This is a genomic window from Pseudonocardia kujensis (assembly GCF_021283305.1).
Taxonomy (GTDB): Bacteria; Actinomycetota; Actinomycetes; order Mycobacteriales; family Pseudonocardiaceae; genus Pseudonocardia; species Pseudonocardia kujensis.
Genome location: NZ_JAJSOK010000052.1, coordinates 45,422 through 55,413 on the forward strand (window position 1 = coordinate 45,422; position 9,992 = coordinate 55,413).

Consider the following 9,992-nt stretch of genomic DNA (forward strand, 5'->3'; position numbering starts at 1 on the left):
GGTGCGGTCCGTCCGCACCGGGGCGCCGTCGGCGTACTCAGCTTGTTTTCAGGCAAATCGGGCACCCTGACGCCGTGGCCGACTGGGTGTTCTCGATCGTCGACAGTCTCGGAGCCGCCGGGGTGGGGCTCCTGATCTTCCTCGAGAACGTGATCCCGCCGATCCCGTCCGAGGTGATCCTGCCGCTCGCGGGCTTCCGGGCCCGGGTCGGCGCGATCGACGCCCAGTGGGTCTGGCCGGCCGCGACCGCCGGGTCGGTCGCCGGCGCGCTCGTGCTCTACGGGCTGGGCGCGTGGCTGGGCTACGAGCGGCTGCACGAGCTGGCGGGCAAGCGCTGGTTCGTGCTGTCCAGCCGCAAGGACCTCGAGCGCGGCCACGCCCTGTTCGCGCGGCACGGGGGCGCGATCGTGCTGTTCGCCCGCTGCGTGCCGCTGATCCGCAGCGTCGTGTCCGTCCCGGCCGGCCTCGCCCGGATGCCGCTCTGGCGGTTCACCGTGCTCACGGCCGTCGGCAGCGGGGTGTGGAACGCCGTGTTCCTCGGCCTGGGCTGGCTGCTGGGGGAGAACTGGGAGCAGGTCGAGGGCTACCTCGCGCCGGTGTCGACGGTGATGCTGGTCCTGGTCGTCCTGGGTCTGTTCTGGCTGGTCGTGCGCCGGCTGCGCGGGCGGAACCGGAGGGGTGGCGCACACCGCGCCCGATGAGCGCCGCACGAGGTTGCCTGCGCGCCCGCGACGGGTCACGATCGTCCGTCGGAGACGGCGGAGGGGCGACGCGTGACCACGGAGCAGGACTGGGCGGAGGACCGGCAGCGGTTCGTCTCCTCCGACGACCGGATCGCGGGGCCGCTGGCCGCCGAGTTCGTGGCGCTCGCCTCCGCCCTGCTGGAGGCGAGCACCGTCGCGGAGGTGCTGGACCGGGTGATCCGGACGGCGAAGGCCGTGGTGCCGGGGGCGGACCTGGTGAGCGTCACGTTGCGCGACCCGGAGCGCGGCTTCCACACCCCGGTCGAGACCGAGCCGCTGGCCACCCGGCTCGACGAGCTGCAGTACCGGCTCGACGAGGGCCCGTGCGTGGCCGCCACCCGCCGGGAGGGGATGGGGCTGGTCCAGGAGGCGGACCTCGTCGCCTCGGAGCAGTTCCCGCGGTGGGGTCCGGCCGCGGCCGACCTCGGGATCCACGGGGTGCTGGCCGTCGGCCTGTTCCCCGACGGCGACGCCCCGCGGATGGGCGCCCTGAACCTCTACACGCGGGAGCGGGGCGGGCTCGACGTGGCCGAGCGGGAGGTGGCGCTCGTGCTCGCCGCGCACGCGTCGACGGCGCTGGCCGCCACCCAGGCCTGCGCGGCCGCCGACCTGGAGACCGCCCAGCTGCGCCGGGCCCTGCAGAGCCGGGACGTGATCGGCCAGGCCAAGGGCATCCTGATGGAGCGGCGCGGGGTCTCGGCGGACGAGGCCTTCGACATCCTCCGCCGCACCTCGCAGCAGCTCAACGTCAAGCTCGCACAGGTCGCCGAGACGCTCGCCGGCCGCCGGTCGGAGCTGTGAGCCGGCCCGTCATGAGCAGGTAGTAGCCGGCCGCGGCCGACCAGGCGAGCGGCTCGAGCACGCCGGCGTCGAACCCGGCCAGCGGTGGTGGGAGAGCCCCACGTGCCGGGCCGCGCGCGACGGCCGCTCCTACGCCCTCACCGTCGACCTCGACGACGAGGAGGCCTACCGGACTTATGACCGGGACGCCGAGCACAACCGGATCCGGCGCGAGCTCTTCGCCCCGATCTCGGACCACATCGACCGCATCCGGTTCCGAATCCCGGACCGAGTCCGCCCGCGCACGGAACGCAGTGGCGTGATCACCGGCGTCGTGCGCCGAACCCCGGAGCCCGAAGGGCGCCGAGCGACGATCACCGCTGCTCAGATGCCCTTTTGTGCGCCTCGTCCGCGGTCGTGGTCGGTCGTCCACTTGACATCACTACCCCAGTGGCTGCATGGTTACCTACATGAGTAACGAACCAACGGACTGGGACAGGGCGGGGCGGTCACCGTGATCGACGACGGGCGCCCCCTCTTCCTGCAGATCGCCGAGCAGATCGAGGCGTCGATCATCGACGGCTCGCTGCCGGAGGAGGGCCAGGTCCCGTCGACCAACGAGCTGGCCGCGTTCCACCGGATCAACCCGGCGACGGCCGCGAAGGGCGTGAACCAGCTCGTCGCCGACGGGGTGCTGTACAAGCGGAGGGGGATCGGGATGTTCGTCAGCACGGGCGCACGGACGCAGCTGCTGGAGCGACGCCGCGAGGAGTTCGCGAAGCAGTTCGTCGCGCCGCTGCTGGCGGAGGCCCGCAGGCTCGGGATGGACGCCGAGCAGATCAAGAAGATGATCGACGTCTGGGGGGACGACGAATGACGGCGGTGCGGATGCGCGGGGTCGTGAAGCGCTACGGCGGCTTCACCGCGCTCGACGACGTGAACCTCGAACTCAGGGAGAACACCGTCCACGGCCTGCTCGGCCGCAACGGTGCCGGCAAGACCACCATCATGCAGATCCTGACCGGTCAGGGCTTCGAGACGGCGGGCGAGGTCGAGGTGTTCGGCCTGCACCCGTACGAGAACCCGACCGTGCTGGACCGGGTGTGCTTCATCCGGGAGGCGCAGAAGTACCCGGACAGCTTCCGGGTGCGCGACGCGCTGAGCGCGGCGGCGATGCTCTACCCGAACTGGGACGCCGACCTCGCCGCGTCCCTGGTCGAGGAGTTCCACCTGCGCACCAGGCAGACGATCAAGAAGCTCTCCCGCGGCCAGCTCTCGGCCGTCGGGGTGATCATCGGCCTCGCCTCGCGGGCACCGCTGACCTTCTTCGACGAGCCCTACCTGGGCCTCGACGCCGTCGCGCGGCAGCTGTTCTACGACCGGCTGCTCACCGACTACGCCGCGCACCCGCGCACGATCGTGCTCAGCACGCACCTGATCGACGAGGTCTCCGACCTGATCGAGCACGTCGTCGTGATCGACAAGGGCCGCATCCTGATGGACGAGGACGCCGACGTGCTGCGCGGCCGGGCGGTCACGGTCACCGGACCGGCGGCCGCGGTGAAGGCCTTCGCCGCCGGCCACACCGAGCTGCACCGCGAGGAGCTGGGGGGCTTCCTGCGGGTCACGCTCGAGGGCGCCGACCCCGACACCCGGCTGCGCTCGGAGGGGCTGGAGTTCGAGCCCGTCTCGCTGCAGCAGCTGGTGGTCCGCACGACCCAGCTCGCGACGGAGCCCCGCCGCGAGAACCACGACGGCCGGGAGGTGGCCGCGCGATGACCGCCGCTCCGCACCTCGCCCCGTCCGCGCTCCACACGCCGGGCCGGCGCCGCCGCCCGCTCGCCGTCGCGCGGATGCAGCTGATCAACCTGCCCGTGCAGCTGGGGATGCCCTGGCTGATCCTCGCCCTCGCCTTCGCGATCAACCTGGTGATCTTCGCGCTGGTGCCGGACCCACCCGCGGGCGAGCCGAAGGTGACCGGCGGGCTCCTGTCGATCTACATCTTCGTGGTCGTGGCCCACCTGGTGACGATGACGCAGGTCTTCCCGTTCGCCCTCGGGCTCTCGGTGACGCGACGCGACTTCTTCACCGGCACCGCGCTGTTCGTCCTGGCGCAGGCGGCGGTCCAGGGCCTGCTGCTGACCCTGCTGCTCGTGCTCGAGGAGGCGACCGGCGGCTGGGGCATGGGGCTGCACTTCTTCGGGGTGCCGTTCCTGGTGCAGCAGAACTGGGTGCTGCAGTGGCTCGTCTACACCGTGCCCTTCCTGCTGTTCTCCTTCGTGAGCATCCTCGCCGGCACGATCTACAAGCGGTTCGGCCAGCTCGGGATGTGGACCGCGTCGATCGGCCTGCTGCTGGCCGGCGGCATCGCCGCGGTCCTGCTCACCTGGCAGCAGGCGTGGCCGGCCGTGGGCCGCTTCTTCAGCGACACCCCCGCGGCGGTGTTGTTCGCCGGCTACCCGGCGGTCCTCGCGGCGCTGGCGGCCGGGGTCGCGTACCTGTTCCTGCGCCGCGCCACGGTGTAGCGCTCGCGACGGCGGTGGGGGACCGCCGAGGGGGAGCGGGAGGCCGTCGTCCCGGATCGGGGGGTCCGGGGCGGCGGCCCCCGCGTTCTCGGGGGCGACGTCCGTCCTCAGGTCCGCACGGTCACGTCGGGGTCCGGGGCGCCGGCGAAGTACCGGCGCTCCTGGGCGAGGAACCGGGCGCGGTGCGGGGCGTAGCCCGGCCAGTCGGCGCGGGCGCGCAGTCGTCGCTCCCGCTCCTCGTGCGGGCAGTCCACGCGGACCGCGAGGCTGGTGAAGGGCCGCAGTTCCGCCGCGCCCGCGCCACACCCCTCGAGCACGACGACCGGGACGCAGGGTTGGGTGCGCGGGTCCGCGGAGCGCACGTCGCGCTCCCAGATCCACGGCCACCAGCGGGCGGGGCGGCCGTGGAAGAGCGGTTCGGCGATCCACGCGCGGGCCAGCGGGATCGCGGCGGCGAGGCCCTCCCAGCCGGGGTAGAGCTCCTCGATCGAGAGGACCGGGGCGTCGACGGTCCGGCCGAGGTCCTCCGCGAGCACGCTCTTGCCCGAGCCGGACCAGCCGTCGACGGTGACGAGCCGGCACCCGCCCGGCCCGGGAAGGCACTCCCGGACGAGGTCGGGCAGGGCGCCGGCCGTCGTCGCGACTGTCACGCGGTCAGCGTGCCGCGGACCCCCGCTGCGCGGCGCGGTACCCCCGCCAGGCGTCGAGCAGCAGGAAGGCGAGCAGGCCGAGGCCGAAGAGCGGGGCCAGCCAGCCGATCGCCACCGCGGCCAGCACCACGGCGAACCCGGCGGGCTGGCTCAGCGCCCGGAACTGCCCGCGCCCGACGAGCGGGGCGGGGCGGCCGGCGGCGGGCCGCCGGACCCACCACATGCGGTAGCCCAGCAGGATCACCGCGACCAGCCCGAGCCCGAACGCGACGAGCACGACCTGGTTGGCCACGCCGAAGAGGGCGCCCATGTGGGCGTCGATGCCCCAGCGGGCGAGCTTCGCCATGAACGGGTAGTCGGCGAACCGCACCTGGTCGACGACCGTGCCGGAGCCGGCGTCGACCGCGACGGCGTCGACCTGGGTGGGCCAGCTGCGCTTCACCTCCGTGACGGTCCAGGGCCCGCCCGCCTCCTCCGGCACGCCGATCTCCAGCTGGCGGGCATCGATGCCCGCGGTGCGGGCCACCGAGAGCACGCTGTCGAACTGCCCCGGACGAACGGGTGCCGGGGTGCCGCCGTCGTGCCCGCTGTGGCCGGCGTGCTCGCCGCCCCCGGTGTCCAGTGCCGGCGTGCTCCAGCCCAGCTGGGCCCGGATCTCACTGATCCCGGCACCGGCGTAGGTCGACCAGGTCAGCCCGGTCGCGGAGAGGAAGAGCATGCCGAGCAGCAGCCACACGCCGAGCGCGCCGTGCCGGCCCAGCAGCCGGCGCCGCCCCTTCACCCCGCGCTCGGGCAGCACCAGGTCGGCGGCCCGCCGGGCCCGCCGCGCGCGCCAGCGGGCGACCCACAGGACGAGCCCGCCGAGCGCGACCACCCACAGCCACGACGCCGCGAGCTCGGAGTAGAGCCGCCCCGGCTCGCCCAGCAGCAGGTTGCGGTGCAGCTGGTCCAGCGTCATCCGCAGCGGGAGGACGCCGCTGGTGCCGTAGGTGACCAGCTCGCCTCTCACCTCCGCCGTGCCGGGATCGACGAAGACGGTCCGGCGCTCGGACTCCCCCAGGCCCTCCTGGGTGAAGAGCACGCGGGTGGTGTCGCCGGGGTCCGGGGCGGGGCGAACGGCGTCGAGCGTGCCGGCCGGGTTCGTGGCGAGCGCCGCCGCGACCTGGTCGGCGAGCGGGAGTTCGCGGGAGGTGGCGGGGACGTGCAGCTGCTCGTCGTAGAGCCACGACTCCAGCTGCGGGGCGAGCGCGTAGAGCACCCCGGTCACCGCCGCGACCAGGATGAACGGGCCCACGAGGAGCCCGGCGTAGAAGTGCAGCCGCAGCGCGAGGCCCTTCCAGGCCGAGCGGCGCGCGGTCGGGGAGGTCGGTGAGGTCGGCGCGGTCGGTGGGGAGGCGGTCCCCTCGGGGGTGGGGTCGGACACGAGCGACATGGGGGTCTCCGGGTGGGGCGGCGCGCGGGCGCGCGGAGGCACCGCCGCGGTCCGGGGGGACGACGGCGGAAGGTCGGGACGGGTCCGCCGGGTGCGGGACGAGGGCACACCTGAGCCCGTCGCGGCGCGACGACGAGCGGACCCGGGAGGGAGGAGCAGCCGGCGCTCCGGGCGCGCGGCCTGCTCAGACGGGCAGCGGCGGGCCGCGGTGGACGATCGCGTGCCGCAGCCGCGCCTCCCGTACGCGGGGCGCGGCCGACGCGGGGCGCCGCAGGGCCGGTCCCGGGTAGCGGGGGAGTCCCCGCCCGACCAGGGCGGTGACCAGGGCGAACAGGGCGGCGAGGGCCCGCCGGGACAGGGCGACGGCGCGGCGCTCGCCGGAGCGCAGCCAGGCCGCGGCGACCGCGGCGGAGGCGAGGTGGGCGACCAGCACGATCCCGGGACCGAGGCCGTCGCCGTGGCCGTGCCCCGCCGCCGACGGGTCCGCGGTCGCCTCGAAGACCAGGTGCGCCCCCAGCTGGGCGGCGAGCTGGGCCGCGGCGAGCCGCTCCCAGCCGCGCTCGTCCCGGGCGAGCCACCAGCCGGGGCCGGTGAGGCCGAGCAGCGCGAGCAGGATGCCGGGCAGCGTCGGCAGCCCGCCGCCGCCGAGCGCGTGCCCGCCGACCGCGGTGACCAGGGCCGTGACCGTGACCGCCGCCGTCCGCGCGGTCCGCCCGCACGGCACCGGGCGCCGCGGGCCGTACCGGTGGGGCTGGTGGAGCACTCCGGACCTCCCCGGCGGTCGCACGGCGGCGAGACCGGGCGGCGAGCAGCGGCCGGTCACCGAGCGTGCGCCACCGGTCGCTGTCCGCACCGACCCTACGGGCGGGCGGAACCCGGGAGCAAGACGCCCGCCCGGTGGCCGCGCTCACGATCCGGCATCCGTCGCGGTCACCCGGCCCGATGCGGTCCGACGCGGTCCGTTCACCGTGAATTCGTTCGACCACGCCGCGCGCAGCCCGCAGACTCGCGGCCGTGACCGTCACCCTGCGCACCCTCGACGAGCCGATGCTCGTCGCCCTGCTCGACGCCGCCGTCGCGGGAGCCGAGCCGGCCGAGGTCATGCCGCCGGTCTCCGGGGCCGCGGGCTGGTCGGACGCCGCCCGCGCCGCCTTCCTCACCTTCCACCGCCGCCGGTCGGTGGGCGCGGTCGTGCCCGTGGAGCGCACGTGGGCGATCCTCGAGGACGACGGAGGCGGCGAGACGGTCGTGGGCGCAGGCCGGCTCGAGCCGGTCCCCGACGGCCTCGAGGTCGGGATCTGGCTCGCCCGCGGGGCCCGCGGACGCGGGGTCGGGCGCGCCGCCGTCCGGGAGCTGGTGGCGCTGGCCGGCGGCCGGCCCGTGATCGCCGCGACGACGGACGACAACGCGGCCGCGGTCGCGGTGCTCCGCGGACTCGGCGCCGTGCTGGTGGAGAGCGAGGGCGCGGTGCACGCGGTCCTGCCCGGCGGGCGGGTGCCCGAGGGCGCCGCCCCCTTTGCGGGGCGCTGATCCCGTGCCGACTGCCGGCGTCTGCCGTGGTGCCCGCGCCGCCGGCAGGGTAGGTCTGTCGGTATGAGGGCAGCCTTCTACGACCGAACCGGACCCGCGCGCGAGGTCCTGACCGTCGGCGAGGTCGACACCCCCGAGCCCGGACCGGGTCAGGTCCGCGTCCGGGTCCGGGTGTCGGCGGTCAACCCGACCGACGTCAAGACCCGGGACGGCACGACGGCCCGGCCGTTCCAGGGCGTCCGGATCCCGCACCAGGACGGCGTCGGCGAGATCGACGCCGTCGGCGAGGGGGTCGACGAGGTGCGGGTCGGCCAGCGGGTGTGGCTCTGGCTCGCCTCGCCCGGCGGGACGGGACCCGCCGCGGTCGCCGAGTGGGGCACCGCGGCGGAGTACTGCGTGGTCCCGCAGGAGCAGGCGGTCCCGCTGCCGGAGTCGGCGTCGGACGAGCTCGGCGCCTGCCTGGGCGTGCCGGCCATGACGGCGTACCGCTGCCTGTTCACCGGCGGCTCCCCGGCCCGGTCGAACGTGCTGGTCGCGGGCGGCGCGGGCGCCGTCGGGCACTTCGCGGTGGAACTCGGGATCTGGGCCGGGGCCACCGTCGTCACCACCGTGTCGGGCCCCGAGAAGGCCGAGCTGGCCAGGCGCGCCGGTGCCGACCTCGTCGTGAACTATCGGGAGCCCGACGCCGAGCAGCGGATCCGGGAACTGGTCCCGCAGGTCGACCGGGTCGTCGAGGTGGCGCTGGGCGCCAACCTCGACCTCGACCTGGCGCTGCTGGCCCCCGGGGGCACGATCGTGACCTACGCCGCCACGCCGCAGGACCCCGTGATCCCGGTCCGGAAGCTCATGACCGCCAACGCGGTGCTGCGGTTCGTGCTGCTCTACGGCGTGCCGCGGGAGGACCTCGCCGCGGCCGCCCGCGAGATCACGGTCGCGGTCTCGGAGGGGGCGTTGAGCGCGCTGCCGGTGCACCGCTTCGCGCTCGCGGACATCGCCGCCGCCCACGAGGCCGTCGAGTCCGGGGCCACGGGGAAGGTGCTGGTCGACATCGGATAGTCGGCACGGCCCGCACCCGGGCACCTCGAGGTGTCGGGGCCCGGCGGTCGGGTACAGCTCCGCATGGTCCGGATCGCCGAGGTCGGAGTCTGGTGGCTCGTGCTCACGGGTGTGTGGGTACTGACCGTCTCGACCGTGTCCACACCGGAACTGCTCGCCGCCGCGGTCTGCGCGCTGCCGTGCGCGGTCGTCGCGCTGCGCGCCCGGCGGGCCCTCGGCGCCCGATGGCGCGTACCGCGCGCGGTGCTGCGCTGGGCACCCGCGGTGGCGCTCGGCGCGGTGACCGACACCGTCCGCGTCCTCCTCGCCGGAACCGCGGGCGGCCGGGTGCGGGAGGTGGTGCTCGACGAGGTCGGCGCCCGGGGATCCGCCGCGCAGGACACGTACCGCGCGCTGGCGACCGTCGCGGTCGCCGCCACGCCCGGCAGCGTGGTGCTCGACGAGCGGGGCGGGCGCCGCCTGGTCGTGCACGCCCTCGGCACCGGCCGGCCGGACGTGTCCCGGGTGGTGCGGTCGTGATCGTCTGGTACGTCTGCGGGCTGGCCCTGCTGGTCGGCGGCCTCCTGCCGGCGGCCGGGCTCGCGGCCCGCGGCGGGCCCGTGGAACGCCTGGTCGGGCTGGAACTGGCCGCCGCGGTGACGGCGTTGCTGCTGCTCGTGCTCGCCCAGGCGGGCGGGCAGTCCTCGCTGCTGATCGTGCCGCTGGTGCTGGTGGTGCTCTCCGTCGCCGGCACGCTGGTCTTCACCCGGTTGCTGAGGGACCCGTGAGCGCCGCGGAGGTGGTCGCGGCGGTGTCGGCCGGGGCCGGGGTGCTCGTCGTCGTGGGCTCGGCCCTGCGGGCGCTGGTGACGCGGGACGCGCTGGCGCGGCTGCACCTGGTCACCCCGGTGACGTCCGTCGGCGGGCCGCTCCTCGGCCTCGGGCTGGCGATCACGAACGGCTGGACCCTCGCCACCGCCCAGATCCTCTTCGCGGTGTTCCTGCTGGCCCTGACCGGGCCGGTGCTGGGCAGCGCCACGGGCAGGCTGGCGGAACGGGCGCGGGGACCGGCGGCGGAGCGGGACCGGTGAGTGGGGTGGCCCTGGCGACCGTGCTGGTCGCCCTCACCCTGGTCGCGGCGCTCGGGACGGCGGTGGTGTCGACGACGGACCCCGCCCGGCAGGCGGTGACCCTGTCGGTGTCCGGCCTGGCGCTCGCGGTGCTCTTCTTCGTGTTGCAGGCCCCGGACGTGGCGCTCGCGCAGCTCGCCGTCGGCTCCGCCGTCGTCCCCCTCATGG

General features: G+C 75.4%; 14 protein-coding genes. 11 read left to right on the forward strand and 3 right to left on the reverse strand.

Features of this window, described 5'->3' with window-relative positions:
• Positions 1 to 74 precede the first annotated feature (74 nt).
• The 5 genes from LWC35_RS28150 to LWC35_RS28170 all read left to right on the forward strand — a co-directional run bounded on the left by LWC35_RS28150 (position 75) and on the right by LWC35_RS28170 (position 4,048).
• Entirely contained in the window at positions 75 to 701 is a 627-nt protein-coding gene (locus LWC35_RS28150; protein ID WP_232873289.1) for a DedA family protein, read from the forward strand.
• 72 nt (positions 702 to 773) lie between these two features.
• Complete coding sequence (locus tag LWC35_RS28155; RefSeq protein WP_232873290.1) at positions 774 to 1,544, forward strand: ANTAR domain-containing protein; 771 nt, start codon at positions 774 to 776, stop codon at positions 1,542 to 1,544.
• 496 nt (positions 1,545 to 2,040) lie between these two features.
• The gene (locus tag LWC35_RS28160) at positions 2,041 to 2,400 is read left to right on the forward strand and encodes a GntR family transcriptional regulator (protein WP_232873306.1); all 360 of its coding nucleotides are present in this window, start codon (positions 2,041 to 2,043) and stop codon (positions 2,398 to 2,400) included.
• On the forward strand, positions 2,397 to 3,302 hold the full coding sequence (locus LWC35_RS28165; protein ID WP_232873291.1) for an ABC transporter ATP-binding protein: 906 nt from the start codon (positions 2,397 to 2,399) through the stop codon (positions 3,300 to 3,302). Before LWC35_RS28160 ends, LWC35_RS28165 begins: the two co-directional genes overlap by 4 nt.
• Positions 3,299 to 4,048, forward strand: coding sequence for a hypothetical protein (locus LWC35_RS28170; RefSeq protein ID WP_232873292.1), 750 nt, complete (start codon positions 3,299 to 3,301; stop codon positions 4,046 to 4,048). Before LWC35_RS28165 ends, LWC35_RS28170 begins: the two co-directional genes overlap by 4 nt.
• Positions 4,049 to 4,155: 107 nt before the next feature.
• On the opposite strand, the gene LWC35_RS28175 is transcribed toward LWC35_RS28170, so the two are convergent.
• The 3 genes from LWC35_RS28175 to LWC35_RS28185 all read right to left on the reverse strand — a co-directional run bounded on the left by LWC35_RS28175 (position 4,156) and on the right by LWC35_RS28185 (position 6,893).
• A complete protein-coding gene (locus LWC35_RS28175; RefSeq protein WP_232873293.1) occupies positions 4,156 to 4,698 on the reverse strand; it encodes a nucleoside/nucleotide kinase family protein in 543 nt (180 codons plus the stop codon).
• A 4-nt stretch (positions 4,699 to 4,702) separates the two neighbouring features.
• A complete protein-coding gene (locus LWC35_RS28180; RefSeq protein WP_232873294.1) occupies positions 4,703 to 6,130 on the reverse strand; it encodes a PepSY-associated TM helix domain-containing protein in 1,428 nt (475 codons plus the stop codon).
• Between the two features lie 184 nt (positions 6,131 to 6,314).
• A complete protein-coding gene (locus tag LWC35_RS28185; RefSeq protein WP_232873295.1) occupies positions 6,315 to 6,893 on the reverse strand; it encodes a hypothetical protein in 579 nt (192 codons plus the stop codon).
• A gap of 251 nt (positions 6,894 to 7,144) precedes the next feature.
• On the opposite strand from LWC35_RS28185, the gene LWC35_RS28190 reads away from it, so the two are divergent.
• From LWC35_RS28190 to LWC35_RS28215, 6 genes are all read left to right on the forward strand, one after another.
• The gene (locus LWC35_RS28190; RefSeq protein WP_232873296.1) at positions 7,145 to 7,660 is read left to right on the forward strand and encodes a GNAT family N-acetyltransferase; all 516 of its coding nucleotides are present in this window, start codon (positions 7,145 to 7,147) and stop codon (positions 7,658 to 7,660) included.
• A 63-nt stretch (positions 7,661 to 7,723) separates the two neighbouring features.
• The gene (locus LWC35_RS28195) at positions 7,724 to 8,716 is read left to right on the forward strand and encodes an NADPH:quinone reductase (protein ID WP_232873297.1); all 993 of its coding nucleotides are present in this window, start codon (positions 7,724 to 7,726) and stop codon (positions 8,714 to 8,716) included.
• A 63-nt stretch (positions 8,717 to 8,779) separates the two neighbouring features.
• The gene (locus LWC35_RS28200; protein ID WP_269804945.1) at positions 8,780 to 9,235 is read left to right on the forward strand and encodes a Na+/H+ antiporter subunit E; all 456 of its coding nucleotides are present in this window, start codon (positions 8,780 to 8,782) and stop codon (positions 9,233 to 9,235) included.
• Positions 9,232 to 9,483 (forward strand): monovalent cation/H+ antiporter complex subunit F, encoded by a 252-nt coding sequence (locus tag LWC35_RS28205; RefSeq protein ID WP_232873299.1) that lies wholly within the window; start codon positions 9,232 to 9,234, stop codon positions 9,481 to 9,483. Before LWC35_RS28200 ends, LWC35_RS28205 begins: the two co-directional genes overlap by 4 nt.
• On the forward strand, positions 9,480 to 9,785 hold the full coding sequence (locus LWC35_RS28210) for a monovalent cation/H(+) antiporter subunit G (protein ID WP_232873300.1): 306 nt from the start codon (positions 9,480 to 9,482) through the stop codon (positions 9,783 to 9,785). The genes LWC35_RS28205 and LWC35_RS28210 overlap by 4 nt, the downstream gene beginning before the upstream one ends.
• On the forward strand, positions 9,782 to 9,992 hold a 211-nt coding region (locus LWC35_RS28215), incomplete at its 3' end, for a DUF4040 domain-containing protein (protein WP_232873301.1). The genes LWC35_RS28210 and LWC35_RS28215, both read left to right, overlap by 4 nt.